Source organism: Proteocatella sphenisci DSM 23131 (assembly GCF_000423525.1).
Lineage (GTDB): Bacteria > Bacillota > Clostridia > Peptostreptococcales > Filifactoraceae > Proteocatella > Proteocatella sphenisci.
Genome location: NZ_AUID01000011.1, coordinates 1 through 17809, shown reverse-complemented (window position 1 = coordinate 17809; position 17809 = coordinate 1). Strand labels below are relative to the sequence as shown.

Below are 17809 nucleotides of genomic sequence, written 5' to 3'. Positions count from 1 at the left end.
ATCATTGATATGTCAATTGCTGCGTACTATATGACAGTGTAATTAACGAACCTTATCTTGGGTCCCATTGCTTGATTTCCTGAAAGTTTTTAACATAAAGATGTTTTTCCACCTCTATAAGTATAAGAGAAGTAGTTGAGGCTTTAACAAAAGCATTAAGATTTGGATGTTTTTTTATCAACTGCTCTGACCACTTTACAATATCACTTTGATCAGATAAAACCCTGCCTTTTCCTATAATCGTCAATGCACTAATTTGGTTTATGCTGTCTTGCTGAAGGGAGCGGTCATCTACTAAAACTGAAACATTTTCCTCAGCTGTGATAAAGTCAAATTTACCTGTGTTAACCGGTGTAGCAAATACAATATACTTTAGATCATAACTAACAGAAAAACTTATGAGCGAAGCGTGCGTAATACCCTTTCCCTGAGTCGCTAAAACTGCAAAAGGTTGACTTTCACAAAGTTTTCTAATGTCATCTACGAGTTCTATTGATTCTTCTCCTTTGAGAGAATTTTTCTTTACATCTAAAAATAGCGGTTCATCTTGTTTAGGCATATCATTCTCCTTATATGTGTATTATGTAAATCTATAATATCACATAATCAATACCCATATACAAAAATAAAAAAAGATCTTTCACTGCATACAAGTCTGCAATGAAAGATCTTTTTTTGCCTTACTTTATTTATATACCTTTACTCTATCTTCTAAAGGTTTAAACTCTTTTTCTCCTGGTTGTGATGTTGGTTTCCCAAATGGCATTTGTGCTCTTATTTCCCAACCTTGCGGTATATTCCATTCTTTTTTTACTTCTTCTTCTATAAGCTCATTATAGTGTTGAAGTGATGCACCATAACCTTCTAATTCCAGAGATGTCCAAACATTAAATTGATGCATTCCACTTGATTCTTTTGACCATATTGGAAAATTGTCTTTATATGTTGCAAATTCTTTTTGTAAATATTGGACTATATCCTGGTCTTCGAAGAATAACACTGTACCATAGCCTGCATTAAAAGAATTTATTTTTTCTTCAGTTGGGGCAAATTTATCCGCCGGTACTATTTTTCTAAGCGCTTCTTTTGTTATATCCCATAATTTTTCATGCTGCTTGTCTAATAATACTACTACTCTGGCCGTTTGCGAGTTAAATGCTGATGGTGTATGTTTAACGGCATGTTCTATTATCTCTTTTATTTTTTCATCTGATACTATTTCCTCTTTGCTTATTCCGTAATGTGTTCTTCTTGTTTCTATTGCTTCATAAAAATTCTTTTTCATTTTCTTTTCCTCCGTTGGTAGTTTATTTATTTTTGTTCTTTTTCCATTTCTATAATTAATACATGAGATGTATCAATTGACTTAATCGTAATATCTTCTTCTACTATTTCAAGTGCATCTCTATCATTCAATACAATATCATTAATCTCTGAACTGCCTTCTATTTGTATTAAATATGCCTGTCTTCCTTCTCCTACTTTAAAATCTATTTCTTTATCTTTCTCTAATTCTAATACATGAATATTTGCATCCTGATTGATTTTTATTGGTGCATCACCATTGATACCCGATACTATTTGAAGCCATTTATTTTTTCTGTCTTCCCATTTAAATCTATAATCTCCATAATTTGGAGTAAGTCCTGCTTTGTCTGGAAGTATCCATATCTGCAAAAATCTTGATGTGGATTTTCCAAAATTGTGTTCAGTATGAGAAATCCCTGTTCCCGCGCTCATATATTGTACATGACCTCTAGTAATAGTATTTTTGTTTCCCATGCTGTCTCCGTGATTAAGTTCTCCATCTACAACATATGATATTATTTCCATGTCTCTGTGAGGATGTAATTCAAATCCTGTATTAGATTTAACTAAATCATCATTTACTACTCTTAAAACCCCAAAATTTATATTGTCTATATTGTAGTAATTTGCAAAAGAAAAATGAAATAGACTTTTTAACCATCCTAAATCAGATCTGCCCATATTTTTATTATCTAATTTTCTTAACATAAACTTCTCCTTTCAACTTATCTATAATTTTTTATTATTGTTATTTTTTAAAACTTAGTTACTTTTTATTACTTGGTATGTTTGTATTATTACATATAGTTTTTTATAAGTCAAGCCTAATTATAATTATTATTAAAAAAATCCTCTACATTAAAATAAAGGATTTTTTCTTACTATTTAATTGTTATACCCATTTCTCCGCCCATTTTTGAATTTCATCCATAACAGCACTGAGTTCTTTTCCTTTTTCTGTCAATTCATATTCTATTCTTACTGGAGTTTCTGGATAAACTGTACGTGTTACTATTCCATGGTTTTCTAATTCTTTAAATCGCTCCGTAAGCATTCTTGCGCTCATATTTGGTATAGCCGCAGATATATCAGAGAAGCGCTTTTGTCCATTTAGTAAAGTTCTTATTATTAATCCAGTCCACCGTTTGCCTAATAATTCAAATGCGTCTTCAAATTTTGGGCATAAATGATATTTTTCCATAATTTTCACCACCTACCGGTATTATACCATAGTTAGTACGATAAAGTAAGTATGTTGTTTAAATATACTCACCTGTCGAAAAATATATTGACAAATTAAACTACAAGGAGTAAACTAGTTTTATATAGTTGACGTGTCAACGGTTGATATATCAACTATTTAGATATTATGGAGGATCTGAATGGAAATTAACGAATTAAGTAATATGCTGCACAGATTGAGGAGCATTGAACAACAGCTCACACAGCAGTTTGAAAAAAAAACAGGATTCAGTCTTACGCGCTATGAGATCCTTACCTTTTTAAATAATCATAACTTCTGTAATCAAATGGATATACAGCAATTTATGCAAATTGACAGAGCCGCCATAACAAGACATCTTAAAATCCTGGAAACAAAAGGATATGTAAATAGAAAAAGAAATGAAGCAAATGCCAGAGAAGTCATTGTTTCTCTTACAGACTATGGTAAATCAACACTTGAAAAGTGCCAAATGAATCATTGCAGCGAGTCATGCAATCTTCCTATAAACATTGACAAAGACCATATGAAGGCACTTATGGAACTGATGGATATTATACAAAACCAGATATAAAAGGAGAAAACTAAAATGAGAAATAACAATTTTGAAGATATTGCTTTTAACAGAAAGTCCGTTAAAGTCTTTGATGAGAACGTTAAAATAAGCCGTGAGGAAATGCTAGAGATGATTAATGAAGCCATCAAAGCCCCCTCTTCTGTAAATTTACAGCCATGGAGATTTGTTGTAGTTGAGTCTAAAGAGGCCAAAGACACTTTAAGACCACTTATCAGATTTAATGTAAGACAAAACGATACATCTTCTGCTATGATCCTTATTTTTGGAGATATGAAATGCTATGAAAATGCCGAAACTATATACGGAGAAGCTGTCGAAAAAGGTATGATGCCTCAGAACGTAAAAGATGACATTATGAACATGTTCATTCCTTTTTATGAAAGAGCCTCAAAAAAAGAAATGAACGACATTGTAAAAATAGATTCAAGCCTTGCTGCCATGCAGCTTATGCTAGTAGCAAGACGTCATGGATATGATACCAATGCTATAGGAGGATTTGAAGAAGATCAACTTGCACAAGCTTTTAACCTTGATCCTGAAAGGTATGTCCCAGTAATGATTCTTGCCATTGGTAAGAGTAACTATGAAATACATGATACTACAAGAATTGATGCTGCTGAGATAAGCAGCTTCAAATAAAATTATTTTTTCGAAATAAAGAGGAAGAAGTACACACTTTTTCACAAAATATAAAAACCTGGGAATCGTTCATATTACATCGATTCCCAGGTTTTTTATATCGTTAAATAAGCTCCGCAACATGAATAACACCGTTTATTTCCTGATTGGATGCGGCAAAACCACTTTAATGAAAGCTTTCATTGTTCTTGTAAGATATAAAGGGCTGCACAAGCATTCCCGGAAACAAAGAATATTTTTCTTCCGGCATGGGTACAGTACCTATATGAATCTTTTCCTGAGGAAATTTTCCCATGGCGCAAAAGGTGCCAAATACCTTGTCCCACCAAGGAACGGAGAATCCGTAATTTGACATAGTTTCTTCCATAATCTTTGAGTGATGAATGGTATGCAGTGCCGGTGTTATAAGAACCTTGTTCAAAATAACTTCCAAGGGTTTTGGAATATGCAGATTGCTGTGATTAAACATGGAAAGTCCGTTCAATACCACTTCAAAGATTATAACAGCTACAGGTGATATTCCGAGAACAAGTATGGAACTTATTTTAATGAAATTCGACAATATTATCTCAATGGGATGAAACCTGAGTCCCGAAGTCGTGTCTAGCATGGGGTCAATATGATGCATGGAATGAAGCCTCCACAATACAGGAACCTTGTGAAAAATACGGTGTTGGAAATATATTACAATATCAAGTAAAAAGAATCCTGCAACGACCTCCAACACTCCAATGTCAAATTGATGCATCAGGCCTAGATTCAGGTCATTTGCATATACTGCGGCTTCAATTGGTATAATGGGCATCAAAATAAGGATGAAATTATTGAAGGCAACCAGTACAACATTGGATACCATATATTTCCATCTATCCTTCTTAAATTTTCTGCTGGGTATTATCAATTGCAATGTCATACAAAATATAAACACACCAACGAAACTTATACTGCGTATCAAAGAAATATTCAATTATTCCACCTCATTAATTCCAAAAATATATTACTTCTTTTTACCTATTAACTTGCCCGCGAGGGATAGGAGTATCAAAGCAGCTATACCGGTTCCCACATAGCTTATTGTCTTGGCGACATCCCCTTCAGCAACGCCAATTGCACTGCCAAGAAATACATAACCAATAGTTGCCGGCAGCATGCATATCCACGATATGAATACATAGGTTTTGAAATGCACATCAGTTAATCCGTATACATAATTCTGCGCATTAAAGGGAAAAAGAGGCACCAGTCTTGTAATTGCAACCATCTTCCATCCTTGGTCCCTTATTCCATCATCTAGTTTTTTGAACATATCACTGTTTCCAAATTTCTCAAGAACTAAGTCCCTTCCTATAAATCTTCCTACGAGAAATGCTAAGGAAGCTCCAATTGTCGAGGCCAATGAAACCCAAATCGTTCCCAAAACAGGACCGAAAGTGATACCCGCAAGAATGGTAAGTGGCAGACCTGGAACAAACAGCACTGTTGCGACGATGTATAATGTAATGTATGCAATAGACGCCCATATTCCTAAACCATCAATGAAATCCCTCATTTCATCAATCCCGCAAAAAGAGTTTTTTCACAATATTTTTCTGCCAAGGTTTGAAGCCCTCTTTCATGGCTTCAAGGGCGATGGTCTTGTAAATTTCAAGTTCTGTGGGATATGGAAATATCATGGATATGAAACTGGTGACTTTCATCTTTCTCACAATGGCCATATTGGCCAGACCTATCATTTCACCCGCTTTTTCTCCCACCAGAGTTGCACCAACAACAACCCCTCTAGCATCTACGAGGATTTTCAAAAATCCCTGTGCGTCCGACTCAGCCTTGGCTCTGTCATTTTCAATAATGGGTGCCATATATTTTTTGTATTTTTTCTCTTCTTGTATAAGTTGATTTTCTATATATCCTACATGGGCAACTTCCGGTTTAGTATATGTAACCCAAGAAACAGCACGATAATTAACTTTCTTTTTAATAGGGAAGATTGCGTTTTGAATGACAATGCCCGCCTGGTAGCTTGCCATATGGGTAAAGGCAAAGGGACCGGCAACATCACCGCAGGCATATACATTGGGTATGGTAGTTTGAAGCTTTTCATTTGTAGCAATATGTCCGCTTTCAGACAGTCTTATTCCTACCTTTTCTAGACCAATATTTTTGGTATTTGGTTCCCTTCCAAGGGCAACTATAAGCTTGTCTGCTACTATGGTAGTAAGGTTTCCATCTTTTTCAATGTCAACTTCGATTTCCCTACTGTTATTCTCACGTATTTCAACAATCCTTGCACCAAGTTCCATATTGATTCCGTCAAGGATAAACCTTTGAAGCATCAATGGGCTGACCTCGGGCTCATCTTTCTTGAACAATTGCGCGGATCTGTTGATCATGGTAACCTTTGACCCTAAGTGTGAAAAGCCCTGTCCCAGTTCGCATGCTATTGGACCAGCTCCTAGAATCACAAGCCTTTCAGGTAGTTTTTCAAGGTCAAAGACGGTTTTGTTGGTAAGATATGCTACATCATTCAGTCCCTTTATGTGTGGCACCGATGTACTTGAACCTGTTGCAAGCACAATGATTTTTGATGAATATACTTTTCCATCAATCTCTACATGATGAGGGTCTTGAAGCTTTCCATATCCTTTTATTACCGTTACCCCAAGAGATTCATATCTTTCTATGGAGTCATGGGGTTCTATGGACTTTATCACTGATGACACCCTTTTCATGACTTTGTTCAGATCTGTAGTATTTAGAGTAGCGTCAATGCCGAATATATCTCCTTTTGAAATATAGTCAGCAACATGGGCACTTTTTAGAAAACTTTTACTGGGAACACAACCCCAATTCAAACAGTCTCCTCCCATCTTTTCGCTTTCAACGAGGGCAACCTTAGCACCTAGCCCTGCAGCACCCGAAGCAACAACCAGACCTGCACTGCCAGCACCGATAATGAGTATATGAAAATCAAATTTCATCGCGAACTTCCCCTTTCGTTAACTGTTTAATTCTTCTACTACATAAATCAGCATTTAACTCTGTTTCCCTGTACCCATACTTCTTTTATATTCGATGACTCTGACAGTAAAAGAACTTTATGAAGTATATCTTCTTCGCTTTTTTCTGGATAAAATTTAGGAATATTCTTTTCAATATCCACTATTTGAACATCAAATGAATATCCTTTTTCAAGTTTACCTATAGGTAAGCCTAAAGCTATTCCCCCACTAACGGTAGCACTATATAAAGCATTGTTAAGTGTTATTGCAGAATTTTTTCTACCTCTGTTTTTACCATTTATTGAAGGATCCACTCCATCTTCTAGCATCCTTGAAGATATAATTGACTGTCTTATAGCTTGATACATACTCGGACTGTATCCTCCTGATATATCAGTGGCCATCCCTATATTTACTCCCCTACTGCTAAAATCTTTAAAAGGCAGTACTGAATTTGCAAAATAAGCATTTGATAGTGGACAATGCCCTATGGTAGTTTTTTTATCGGCTAATAATTTCACATCATCCGGCTCTAAAAATGGTGCATGCGCAACTACTGTTTTGCTGGTTATTAATCCAAATTTATCTAAAGCCTGCGCATCTGTTATACCAAATCTCTCTTTTGCAAAGTTGTGTGCCCAATCACTTTCACTGCAATGAGTTTGAATATGAGCATCGTATTTTTTGGCCAGCTTTCCTAATCCTTCTAATGTTTCATCTGTACAACTGGGAATAAATCTAGGTGTTACAACAGGGTATACTTTTTGTTTATATAAATCTTGTATTTCTAATACTTCTTTTATAAATGCTTCCGTTTCATTTATTGCTTCTTTTGGAGAGTTATCTCTACAGAACTCTGGAGTACTTTCTGGATTATCCATAGCCACCTTACCAACTAAACCACGTTGACCTAGTTCTCCACATATTTTTGCTAACAGTACAGATGGTTCTCTGTCTACAGTCGCAAAGTATAAAGCTGTAGTTGTTCCATATTTAAGTGTAGAACTTACAACATCACGATAAACTTCGTTGGCAAAATCCAAATTTCTATACCTTGATTCTAAAGGGAAAGTGTATTCACCAAGCCATATTTCCAGCGGCCTATCTAAAGCAAGTCCCGCCTGTGGCCATTGAGAAGCATGAATGTGTAAATCTACAAATCCTGGAAGCATTACTTCAGTATCAGATAGTACTTTCAACTTCCCTTTTTCTAAGTACTTAAGTCTAATCAAACTATAGTCTTCATCACCTTCTTCATACACTCCATCTATATAACCTTTGTCATTTACACAAAATATTCCATTTTTAATATATCTTACTTTATCAAAATCTACACTGTAAAAAGCACTCCCTTGAACAGCCATTTCGTTAATCATATATGAATTCCTCTCTAATTTCTTCCTATGCCAAATTTCTTATCACATAGGATTAGTGTAACCTATCCATTTTAGAGAATCAATGAAATCTTTCTAGAAAAATCTGTAGATATTTATTTTTTGAATTTTACACAAGATTGTCCAGCTTTGTTAATGCGCTTTATTAAAGGGTATTACTTAGTTAACATGTGAATATTTTTAAAACACAAACTATGGAGGGCAATAGTATGAAAATAGGTATGATTGGACTCGGGAAGATGGGATACAATTTGGCTTTAAATTTAAAAGATAATGGATATGAAGTAATAGCATATAATCGTTCTTCAGAAGCAACTGACTTAATCAAAAAAGAAGGAATTGTTGGAACTACAGATTTATACGAATTCATAGGACTATTACCTAAACCTAGGATTATTTGGATAATGGTTCCAGCAGGTGAAGCTGTAGATGAAATGATAGAGAAGTTAATTAAATTTGTAGATAAAGATGATATCCTTATAGATGGTGGCAATTCTCATTATAAAGATACACTTAAAAGATATGAACTTTTAAAGAATAAAGACATTAATTATGTTGATATTGGGACAAGCGGAGGAATTTCTGGTGCTAGAAATGGTGCATGCACAATGATTGGGGCAGAGGAAGAAATATTTAAAATAATCGAACCAATCGTAAAAGCAATATCAGTTGAAAATGGATATTTGCATGTCGGTAAAAATGGCGCAGGACACTATGTAAAAATGGTTCACAATGGTATAGAATATGGCATGATGCAAGCCATAGGTGAGGGTTTTCAGCTGCTTGAGTCATCTCAATTTGATTTAAATTATGAAGATGTTGCCAAAGTATGGAATAATGGTTCTGTAATTAGAAGCTGGTTAATGGAGCTTAGTGAAAATCTATTTGCTAAGGATCCACACTTGAATAAACTAAAAGGAGTTGTAGATTCTTCAGGTGTGGGACTTTGGACCTTACAAGAGGCAATAGAACTAGGGATTCCAACTCCTGTCCTTGCTATGTCGCTTTTTACCCGGTTTAGCTCCAAAGATGACAATTTATTTTCAAACAGAGTAGTAGCAGGGCTTAGGAATGAATTTGGAGGACATAATGTCACAAAGTAATAAGGAGGGCTTGTTATGTTAAATGATAATACGAGCATAAGAGATGAGGATACATCCTGTATATTTGTCATTCTTGGCGGGACAGGAGATTTAACGAAAAAAAAATTAATTCCTGCTATTTATAAATTATTTTCAGATAAGAAAATTTCCAAAAATTTTGCATTGGTGTCAGTCGGGAGAAAAAATTTATCTCACCAAGAATATAGAGATCAAATGGAGCAAAATACTATAAAATATGGTGAACACCAATTTAATAAAGTAAAATGGGATGAATTTGCTGATAATGTTTATTATAATGCTTTCGATATGGTTGATGATAATGTTGGTTACCGTGATTTGGATACATTCTTAAAGTCATTGGATAATTTAAAACAGACCAAAGGAAACAGGATTTATTATCTTGCTGTAGGTCCCAATATGTTTATTCCAATTTCGAAAAATCTCAAGAATAATGGAATGCTGGAAAATCAGACTTCCTGGCAGAGAATAATTATTGAAAAACCATTTGGCTACAGTTTAGATACAGCGTTGGAATTACAAAATTCTTTATTGGAGTTGATTCCTGAAGAAAAAATCTTTAGAATTGATCATTATTTGGGTAAAGAAATGTTACAAAATATAATAGCTATTCGGTTTAGTAACTCTATTTTTGAATCTTTGTGGAATCACAAATACATTGACAACATCCAGATTAATTCATCAGAAACAATCGGCGTAGAGCATCGGGGATCCTACTATGAAAAATCTGGAGTTTTACGAGATATGCTTCAGAGTCATATCTTGCAAATGTTATCATTGATATGTATGGAACCGCCAATAAATCTAGATGCGGATTCTATAAGAGATGAAAAGGTTAAGGTTTTAAAATCATTACAACTTTTTGATAAAGTGTCAGCTAAAGAAAATATTGTTTTAGGCCAATATGGTAATGGTGAAGATAATATACCCGGATATAGAGATGAAGAAAATGTAGATAAAAATTCTATAGTTCCTACCTATATATCACTTAAAGCAGGAATTAAAAATTATCGTTGGGGAGGAGTTCCTATATACATTCGTGCTGGGAAAAGACTAGATAAGAAAAGTTCTGAAATAATTATCCAATTTAAAAAACTTCCTGGTATTAATATTTATGATGAATACAAATATACCGAACCTGACTATTTGATTGTTAAGATACAACCAGAAGAAGGAATAAAATTTCAAATAAATATTAAAAAACCTGATGATGGTAACTTTATAGAAAAAGTGGAGATGAATTATTGCCAAACCTGTAGATATGATTTTAATTCACCTAAGGCATATGAAAAACTTATTCTAGAAATTATTAAGAATTCTTCTGCTCTGTTTACAAGATGGGATGAGGTTGAAGCCGCATGGAAATATGTTGATAGCATAGAAAACTCTATTTCAAAGAATAGTACAGATTTTCCAAATTATAAGGCAGGATCAATAGGGCCTGAAGATGCTAGTATATTAATGGGTGAAACAAAAATTTATAGAGATATTGAAGGTGATAAGTTATGAAAATATTCGATGTTTCTATGTTAATTGAAGAGAATATGACTGTCTATAAAGACAGAGAAGAAAAAAAGCCAAGTTTAAAACTAGAGAAAAAAATTTCAAAAGATGGTATAAATGAATCAACTATCAGTATGAATCTTCACACTGGAACACATATTGATTCCCCCTATCATATGCAAAGCGATGGAAAAACAATAGAAAGCTTAGATTTAAGTAATTTGATCACAAAATGCTATGTATTTGATTTAACAAATGTAACAAGTGGAATTAATAAATCCGATTTAATAAACCTTAATATTAAAGAAGGCAGTTTTGTATTACTAAAAACAAAAAATTCTTTTTCTGAAGTTTTTCTAATGGATTTTGTTTATTTGACAAAGAGCGGAGCAGAGTATTTAGCAGAAAAGAAAATAGTTGGTTTAGGAATAGATGCATTGGGAATAGAAAGAGATCAACCCAAACATGATACTCACAACATATTGTTTGACAATGAGATAATAATAATTGAAGGATTAAGACTAAAAGAAATAGATGAGGGCGAATACTTTATGATAGCTTTACCCATTAAGATAAAAGGAGCAGATGGAGCCCCAGCAAGAGTAGTTCTCATCCAAGAAATAAGCATTGAAGATGGTATAGTATTATCTAAATAAACTTATATGGAGGTATGTGATATGGAACAACAAGTTTTAATAATTAGAAAGATTGAAAAAATTACACATAATGTATTGCGTTTTACCTTAAACAATACAAATAAAATTAAGTTTATGCCTGGACAAGCAGCTGAATTGGCTGTTGATAAAGATGGATGGCGTGACAAAAGAAATCCTTTTACATTTACATCATTACCATTTGAAGATCATTTGGAATTTACAATTAAGATTTATCCTGATCATAACGGGGTAACCAATGAATTATCAAAACTTGAAGTAGGAGATAAAATTATTTTAAAATCTGTATTTGGAGCGATACAGTTTGAAGGGAAAGGTACTTTTATTGCAGGAGGAGCAGGAGTTACACCGTTTATTTCCATAATTCGTGATTTACATCAAAAAGGAAATTTAAAAGGCAATCGACTAATATTTGCTAATAGTACACAAATAGATATTATCAATAAAAATGAATTTGAATCAATATTAGGTGATAATTTTCTAAATATTTTATCACGTGAAGAGGTAGATCCTTATTCACATGGCCGTATTGATACTGCATATTTGAAAGATAATATTACTTCTCCGGAAGATTATTTCTATATATGTGGACCAGAGCCAATGATGGATACTGTAGAAGATTCACTAAAAGAATTGGGTGTTGAGGAAGACAAGATAGTAAAGGAAGTATTTAACTAGTAATTAGAGGCTGTCAATGTAAAATTGCAGCCTCATTTTAGATTATTATTCTTTTTCAGGCACCCATGAAATAATATACTTTGTATTTGGAGGTATTTGAATTTTTTGTTGCGATCGTTTTTCAAATCTACCAGACAAACCTCGTTCCAAAGAAGCTTGATGGAAATGACTTATCCCGATTCCTAAATCAATCCTCTTGATTGATTTTTCATATTCCTTTGTTTTAGCGCTATGTGTCTCATAAAAATGAAATACATCCCCTTCTTTTACTATTCTCCATGGTTGAGCATTGATAGCCGAAGGAGCTAATCGAAGCATTTCTAGAGGTATTGCATATATGCCCGCTTCTTTTTGTGTCAGAGGCGTTGAAAAATCATTTTTAAAAAATAGCATATGCCAAGGATTTCTTTGATCAGATTTCACGAGTTTTCTCATTACTGCTTCTATAAATCTTTTCTTTTCAAGTGGATAGCCCACTGGTGAAATAGCTGGAAACAATTCATCGTCTTTGATCTCCATACCAGATAAAAATTGCTTACGATTAAATGTTCCAGCTAGCCATACCGTACCAAGTCCCATGTGCGTTGCGTATAAAATTAAATTTTCAAATTCGTATCCTACCGCTTCAAGTCCAAACTCAGTATCAGAAACTGATACTCCAATAAAAGAAGTAGCTCCTTTTATAACGCCATATGTTCCAAGTTTTTCTCCATTTCCATCTGTTGCTTTTTCGATAAAATGAAAGTTCACTTTTTCACCAAACGGATTGGATAAATTATCAGCAAATTGCATTAGCTTTTCCTTATCTGTTGCAGAAAGATTTCTTTCTTCATAAGTTCTAACGCTGCTTCTTTTCTTAATTGTTTCTTCTACAGGAATATTAATTTTCATTGTTTTTTAATCTCCTAATCAGATCCTTCACTTTAGCTTCTATTAAATTTCGTGTTTCTCTAAAGTCTTCTATCGTCCCTCCTGATGGATCATCAAGACCCCAATCCTCTTGATGCCTGGAAGGAAGAAAAGGACAAACAACTCCACAACCCATAGTTATTAATACATCTACCTCTTCAGGTATTTCTGTTAAGAGTTTAGGATAATGACCATCCATAGATATTCCTATTTCTTCCATAACCTCTACCGCTAGTGGCTTTACTTCTATATATTCTTCCGTTCCTGCTGAGTAGCTTTCTAATACATCACTACCTAAATGTCTAGCTAAACCTTCTGCCATTTGTGATCTACATGAGTTGTGAACACATATAAATGCTACTTTAAACTTCATATTATCTCCTCTCATCATACAAACATATTCAATTACATTCATTCATATTATAAAAATATAAGTCGATTTTAATTATCTTTTACAGGTTTTGGAAACCAATTTTTTGTATTATTGGCTATTTTAACTAATTGAAGCATAACTGGAACTTCAACTAAAACTCCAACCACAGTCGCAAGTGCTGCTCCAGAACCTAATCCAAAGACTGATATTGCTACTGCCACTGCGAGCTCAAAAAAGTTTGATGCTCCTATCATTCCCGCCGGCGCAGCTATATTATGTGGCAACTTCCAGGCTTTTGCCCATAAATAAGCAACAAAAAATATTAAGAAAGTCTGAATTATTAGTGGAACTGCAATTAATACTATGTTAAGTGGATTATCAACAATAATTTGTCCTTGGAAAGAAAAAATAATTATTAAAGTTAATAATAATCCAATTATTGTTACATTACTAAATTTAGGAATGAACTTCTTTTCAAAGTATTCTAATCCTTTGTTTTTTGTTATTACAGTTCTTGAAATAACACCAGCTGCCAAAGGTATAACTACAAATAAAACAACTGATAGAAATAGGGTCCCCCAAGGTATTGATATATTGCTCATACCCAATAAAAATGCAACTATAGGAACAAATCCCACTAAAATAATAAGATCATTTGTTGCTACTTGCACAAGAGTATATGCCGGGTTTCCTTTAGTTAAATGACTCCAAACAAATACCATAGCTGTACACGGCGCAGCTCCTAAAAGAACAGCTCCTGCAAGATATTCTTTTGCAAGATCTGGAGATATGAAATTTTTAAACACTACATTAAAGAAAAACAATGCTATTGCATACATTGTAAATGGCTTAATTAACCAATTTGTTACCCATGTAACTACAAGTCCTTTAGGATTTTCTCCTACTTTTTTAATACTGTTAAAATCCACCTTTAGCATCATTGGATAAATCATGAGCCATATTAAAATTGCTACAGGTACCGAAACATTTGCATATTCAAAATTTCCTAAAAAATCAGGTATTTGAGGAATATACACTCCAATAAGAACCCCAATTACCATACATATTCCTACCCACAAAGTTAAATACTTTTCAAAAAAACTTATCCCTACGGCTTTTTCTTTCTTTGACACAACTTTTCACCTCTCTAAATTATTATTCTTTATACGATTTACTTAAGACTAATTTTATTTAATTCGCCTATATTATCACAACTAATCCCACTTTCTTTATATAATGATAACTTTTTGAGATCACTTGTAAATTTAGGGTTTTTATCCATTTTCTCTATCAGATAATTATACAGCAACAAATTATCCGCGATAAATTTAGGATTTATCTGATAATATGTCCACTGAGATTTCTTTTCAAAAACAACAATATTTTCATTTCTAAGCTTAGTCAAGTGTCTTGATACATTGGATTGAGTTGTAGCTAAAATAGATTCTATCTCACAAACACATAAGTCTTGCTTTGTGAGTAAGTTAAATATTCTGAGCCTATTTTCATCTCCTAGTGTTTTGAACAAATTATCCATTATTTACACTCCTTCACATTACTATATTCGATTATACTCATATAATATGTCTTAAAAAAATATTTGTCAATGATTTTTCAGCAATAATTCTGTAATAAAATATACATCTTTTATAGATCGAGCAGGAGCTAGATAAGTATTTGCCTATCTAGCTCCTGCCTGATTAAGGATTACATCTTTTGTAAGATTCACTATTTTTCATATATACTCTCCCATATTGTATACTATCCTAATAACTCTATTTTAAATAAATACCATCTATAATCCTAACTTATTTTTTAAGTAACAAAAAATCCCCCGTTACGCCATCACATTTTTCTTCAATATAATATTATATCACACTTAAGATTAATAATGCTTCATTCTAATCTCTCCAGTATTACGTTTTTAAACAATAAGATTAAGCATATTATCGCTAATAGATTAAACATAGGAAAAACAAGAATCTCTACCAAACTCATATCAACGCCATTTAGAGCCATATTTATAATCATAGCCGATATACATGTCAGCATTGTAAATCCTTTAATGATTATTACGGATGATAGTAAATAACCTAAGGGTTTTCGTTTTATTAGGAGCATCCCTGAAAGAACTGCAGTTGGAACAACTATTCCAACTCAAAAGACATAAAACACAAAATAAAAGCATATAGACTTAAAGTCATTAGGACAACATAAACTATGAAGAACGGGTTATACATCCACAGAAATGTGTAGGAGATATAAGTATACAAAAAATATCCTAGCGTTCCTGTCAACATAAGTTTTCCTCTTAATGAACCTTTATTTGTGAAATAAAGCGAAATCATCAGAATCGGAATTCCTATAATAGCAGTTATAAAATCAGAGGCTTTACCTTGAGCTACCATTGCTATTGAATCATTCCTATACAAACCGCTACCATATATTTTCACGATTTCACCATTTATCGATTTAAATTCATGTTGTCCACTTCCACCGCTTATAAACAACCCTGCAATGCAAGCTCCCATAGCCAATACACCAATGCAAATTACAAGAGTATTAATCCAAGGTTTAAATTTACTCATAATCTAAATCCTCACTTTCGTTGACTATTGATAATTTCTGCAAGCTTTTTAATGTTGCCTGGAATTGGCATAGGCTCGGATTTACCTTCCTTATCTGCCGCCTTTTTCATTAACCCAGTGATCATTTTATCAGTTAAATTCATTTTTCCAGTTCTAAGTTCTCCACCAAAACATTCCTTTGCAACTGCTTTTGTTAATAACTCCTCTGGAAAAGCCGTCTTCACATACTTCATGAAATTTTCAGGTAGTCCGCAACATAAAAATAATGCCAGCCTTTTAGTTAGAAGCATCTCCATATTCTCTGAACAATAAAGCTTTATTTTTTTCTGGATCTGTCCCATATAAATGGAACCACCAATAATAATATTGTCGAATTCATCTATATGGGGAATCTTCTCATTACAAATATTTACAAAGGAAGCATCTCCATCAAGCTTATCCGCAATACTTTTAACGCAAGCTTCGGTATATCCATACTTACTGCAATAAATAATTATTGTTTTCATTCGCTTAATCATCCTCCTGTTCGCCCATTTCCATATTAGCTAAGTTAAACATCATTTTATAAAGCACCGTTCTTGCCTTTGACATTTCATCCTCACCAATCCCCATAAATAAATTCCCAGTAAAAATTGCAGCTTTTGCTTGTATTGTTTCAGAAAACTTGTAGCTTTGCTCAGTTAGTCTAATCCTTGTAACTCTGGCATCCCTTTTATCCTTTTCTAGACTAACCAATCCCTTTTGCTCAAGCTTTAAAGCTACTTGCTTTACATTTTGGTGAGAACTTCCCATTACCTTAGCTGCTTCTTTTATGGTAGGAGGCTTATCAAAGGAATTTTCTATAACAACTGTAAGAAACCATTGTTTAGATGTTATATCATATTCTTTAAGTTCTCTTTCTAGCAAAGTGTTCATCTTATTTGCTACTATTTGGACTGATCCAAAAATAAATTTTTGGTCTTTCAATGATTCAATTTTACTCAAAATATACCTCCTTCGTTAATTATAAGTAACACGTTACCTTTTTATATAATACATTACCTTTTTTGATGTGTCAATATCGTTTCTCAAAGGGTATTTTTTCACATGAGACCGCCCTGTATCTTCACGGTATAACAAAGAGCTGAACTTGTATATGGTCGCATCCAATATCCTCAAGGATATGCGCAAGCTCAATTATCGTCTTGATGATTATGAGTCTTGAAATTATCAAGGTCAATCATGAGGACATAATAATAAGATTTTTCATGGTCTGATTTTTCAATCATTTCCTCAAGCGTCATCATGAAGCTTATCTTGTTTGGTATTCCAGTAAGCGAATCAAAGTAAGCCAGATTCTGTTGAGCAGAGTAAGATAAAGTCTGTCCCAGTTTTTCCATATCATAATTGTTCTCAGTCTTCTGATGATTGAATATAGTAAAAATGAGCATTGCAAAAACAAAGATCATTATTATCATCTGTAAAGCGATATAAAGCGAGTATCTGCTTCTCATTATACCCAAAAACCCGCTGCCAATGCGATGAATCCAGCGGCCATACGCTAGGAATTTCAATGTCAACATGCTTATTTTTCTTTTACCCATGAAAATACGTAATTCATATTTATCTCCTTCTCGAAATTCAATTTAATTATTTTTAATTTTATTAAATTAAATTTTATACAACGAATGCGTATATGTCAATATTATGAGTAAAAAACTTATCAGGAGCACTCTGTCCCATTTCGATATTTTCCTTTCGCAGCCTGAGTATGAGCTTTCCAGTATTTTCATTGTTTATCCGTCTACCGCCCTTATTACATACTAATGCAATCTGTCTTTTTAT

22 protein-coding genes are annotated in these 17809 nt (G+C 33.5%); 6 read left to right on the top strand and 16 right to left on the bottom strand.

Going from position 1 to position 17809, the window contains the following annotated elements; translation table 11 throughout:
* Positions 1-52 precede the first annotated feature (52 nt).
* From G558_RS0105390 to G558_RS0105375, 4 genes are all read right to left on the bottom strand, one after another.
* Positions 53-559 (bottom strand): pyridoxamine 5'-phosphate oxidase family protein, encoded by a 507-nt coding sequence (locus G558_RS0105390; RefSeq protein ID WP_028829268.1) that lies wholly within the window; start codon positions 557-559, stop codon positions 53-55.
* A gap of 126 nt (positions 560-685) precedes the next feature.
* Positions 686-1285 (bottom strand): nitroreductase family protein, encoded by a 600-nt coding sequence (locus tag G558_RS0105385; RefSeq protein ID WP_028829267.1) that lies wholly within the window; start codon positions 1283-1285, stop codon positions 686-688.
* A 26-nt stretch (positions 1286-1311) separates the two neighbouring features.
* A complete protein-coding gene (locus G558_RS0105380; RefSeq protein ID WP_028829266.1) occupies positions 1312-2016 on the bottom strand; it encodes a pirin family protein in 705 nt (234 codons plus the stop codon).
* Between the two features lie 184 nt (positions 2017-2200).
* Entirely contained in the window at positions 2201-2509 is a 309-nt protein-coding gene (locus G558_RS0105375) for a winged helix-turn-helix transcriptional regulator (protein WP_028829265.1), read from the bottom strand.
* A 181-nt stretch (positions 2510-2690) separates the two neighbouring features.
* On the opposite strand from G558_RS0105375, the gene G558_RS0105370 reads away from it, so the two are divergent.
* Together G558_RS0105370 and G558_RS0105365 are read left to right on the top strand one after the other, a co-directional pair.
* Complete coding sequence (locus G558_RS0105370; RefSeq protein ID WP_028829264.1) at positions 2691-3104, top strand: MarR family transcriptional regulator; 414 nt, start codon at positions 2691-2693, stop codon at positions 3102-3104.
* Positions 3105-3119: 15 nt separating this feature from the next.
* Positions 3120-3746 (top strand): nitroreductase family protein, encoded by a 627-nt coding sequence (locus G558_RS0105365; RefSeq protein ID WP_028829263.1) that lies wholly within the window; start codon positions 3120-3122, stop codon positions 3744-3746.
* 166 nt (positions 3747-3912) lie between these two features.
* On the opposite strand, the gene G558_RS12445 is transcribed toward G558_RS0105365, so the two are convergent.
* The 4 genes from G558_RS12445 to G558_RS0105345 are packed head-to-tail and all read right to left on the bottom strand — an operon-like array spanning position 3913 to position 8121.
* Positions 3913-4713: a sterol desaturase family protein gene (locus tag G558_RS12445; protein ID WP_036931648.1), complete on the bottom strand. Its 801-nt coding sequence runs from the start codon at positions 4711-4713 to the stop codon at positions 3913-3915.
* Positions 4714-4743: 30 nt separating this feature from the next.
* Complete coding sequence (locus tag G558_RS12440; protein WP_051188493.1) at positions 4744-5295, bottom strand: TVP38/TMEM64 family protein; 552 nt, start codon at positions 5293-5295, stop codon at positions 4744-4746.
* Between the two features lie 4 nt (positions 5296-5299).
* A complete protein-coding gene (locus G558_RS0105350) occupies positions 5300-6724 on the bottom strand; it encodes a dihydrolipoyl dehydrogenase family protein (RefSeq protein ID WP_028829262.1) in 1425 nt (474 codons plus the stop codon).
* A 47-nt stretch (positions 6725-6771) separates the two neighbouring features.
* Complete coding sequence (locus G558_RS0105345; protein WP_028829261.1) at positions 6772-8121, bottom strand: amidohydrolase family protein; 1350 nt, start codon at positions 8119-8121, stop codon at positions 6772-6774.
* A gap of 212 nt (positions 8122-8333) precedes the next feature.
* Between G558_RS0105345 and gnd the strand changes: the two genes are divergently transcribed.
* From gnd to G558_RS0105325, 4 genes are read left to right on the top strand one after another with little or no spacing between them, the layout of a single operon-like run.
* Positions 8334-9242, top strand: a complete 909-nt coding sequence (gnd, locus tag G558_RS0105340) for a phosphogluconate dehydrogenase (NAD(+)-dependent, decarboxylating) (RefSeq protein ID WP_278233966.1) — start codon at positions 8334-8336, stop codon at positions 9240-9242.
* Between the two features lie 15 nt (positions 9243-9257).
* Positions 9258-10769 (top strand): glucose-6-phosphate dehydrogenase, encoded by a 1512-nt coding sequence (gene zwf / locus G558_RS0105335; protein ID WP_036931646.1) that lies wholly within the window; start codon positions 9258-9260, stop codon positions 10767-10769.
* Entirely contained in the window at positions 10766-11419 is a 654-nt protein-coding gene (locus tag G558_RS0105330) for a cyclase family protein (protein ID WP_028829258.1), read from the top strand. The genes zwf and G558_RS0105330 overlap by 4 nt, the downstream gene beginning before the upstream one ends.
* Positions 11420-11440: 21 nt before the next feature.
* Entirely contained in the window at positions 11441-12115 is a 675-nt protein-coding gene (locus G558_RS0105325) for an FAD-binding oxidoreductase (RefSeq protein WP_028829257.1), read from the top strand.
* Positions 12116-12160: 45 nt separating this feature from the next.
* Here G558_RS0105325 and G558_RS0105320 read toward each other — a convergent pair whose 3' ends face one another.
* The 8 genes from G558_RS0105320 to G558_RS0105285 form a co-directional block, all read right to left on the bottom strand.
* On the bottom strand, positions 12161-13006 hold the full coding sequence (locus G558_RS0105320; protein ID WP_028829256.1) for a nitroreductase family protein: 846 nt from the start codon (positions 13004-13006) through the stop codon (positions 12161-12163).
* Positions 12996-13397, bottom strand: coding sequence for an arsenate reductase ArsC (locus G558_RS0105315; RefSeq protein ID WP_028829255.1), 402 nt, complete (start codon positions 13395-13397; stop codon positions 12996-12998). The genes G558_RS0105320 and G558_RS0105315 overlap by 11 nt, the downstream gene beginning before the upstream one ends.
* Positions 13398-13465: 68 nt before the next feature.
* The gene (gene arsB, locus G558_RS0105310) at positions 13466-14530 is read right to left on the bottom strand and encodes an ACR3 family arsenite efflux transporter (protein ID WP_028829254.1); all 1065 of its coding nucleotides are present in this window, start codon (positions 14528-14530) and stop codon (positions 13466-13468) included.
* A gap of 38 nt (positions 14531-14568) precedes the next feature.
* On the bottom strand, positions 14569-14934 hold the full coding sequence (locus tag G558_RS0105305) for an ArsR/SmtB family transcription factor (protein WP_028829253.1): 366 nt from the start codon (positions 14932-14934) through the stop codon (positions 14569-14571).
* A 610-nt stretch (positions 14935-15544) separates the two neighbouring features.
* On the bottom strand, positions 15545-15985 hold the full coding sequence (locus G558_RS14270; protein WP_051188492.1) for a hypothetical protein: 441 nt from the start codon (positions 15983-15985) through the stop codon (positions 15545-15547).
* An 11-nt stretch (positions 15986-15996) separates the two neighbouring features.
* Entirely contained in the window at positions 15997-16491 is a 495-nt protein-coding gene (locus tag G558_RS0105295) for a flavodoxin domain-containing protein (protein WP_028829252.1), read from the bottom strand.
* A gap of 4 nt (positions 16492-16495) precedes the next feature.
* Positions 16496-16969, bottom strand: coding sequence for a MarR family winged helix-turn-helix transcriptional regulator (locus G558_RS0105290; RefSeq protein ID WP_028829251.1), 474 nt, complete (start codon positions 16967-16969; stop codon positions 16496-16498).
* A gap of 188 nt (positions 16970-17157) precedes the next feature.
* Positions 17158-17547 carry a GGDEF domain-containing protein gene (locus G558_RS0105285; RefSeq protein ID WP_169337710.1) on the bottom strand — a complete coding sequence of 130 codons (390 nt, stop codon included), beginning with the start codon at positions 17545-17547 and terminating at the stop codon, positions 17158-17160.
* Positions 17548-17809: the final 262 nt, after the last annotated feature.